This window comes from Halorubrum sp. SP3 (genome assembly GCF_005435195.1).
Classification (GTDB): Archaea; Halobacteriota; Halobacteria; order Halobacteriales; family Haloferacaceae; genus Halorubrum; species Halorubrum sodomense.
In genome coordinates, this window is sequence record NZ_SGTU01000265.1 from 1 (window position 1) to 570 (window position 570).

The 570-nt window shown below is 60.2% G+C and carries 2 pseudogenes; both read left to right on the forward strand.

Annotated elements, in window-relative coordinates:
- A pseudogene (locus tag EXE42_RS16510) lies at positions 1-389 on the forward strand (branched-chain amino acid ABC transporter permease); the annotation flags it as partial.
- A pseudogene (locus EXE42_RS19750) lies at positions 382-570 on the forward strand (ABC transporter ATP-binding protein); the annotation flags it as partial. The pseudogenes EXE42_RS16510 and EXE42_RS19750, both read left to right, overlap by 8 nt.

The window sequence follows — 570 nt, forward strand, 5'->3', positions numbered from 1 at the left end:
TCCAGTACAAACTACAGGCGTTGATGCTCGGATCGGCGCTCGCCGGGGCCGCCGGCGCGCTGTGGGCGATCAACATCGGGTTCATCGCCCCCGACCAGTTCGCCGCGACGATCACGTTCTATGCCTTCACGGCCGTCATCGTTGGCGGCACCGCCAACAACAAGGGCGTCATCCTCGGTACCGCGTTCTTTTGGGGTATCCGCAACGGAACGCGGTTCATCGACGTACCGTCTCAGTACTCCATTCAACTCGCAGCAGCTCGCCTCATGCTGATCGGTATCGTGCTGATACTCATCCTGTACTACCGGCCCGAGGGCCTTCTCGGCGAACAGGACTACGACATCCCGCTACCGTCACGGGACACTTCCGGAGGGACCGACGATGTCTGAACAAAACACACCAACCCCGACATCCGACGCAACGCAAACGGAGAACGCGGACCAGAGAACCGGTCGCGACGCGATTCTCCGTATCGAAGAGGTCACAAAACAGTTTGGTGGCATCACCGCGCTTGACAGCGTTAATCTGAGGGTCGACTCCGGAATCACCGGTCTCATCGGCCCGAACGGT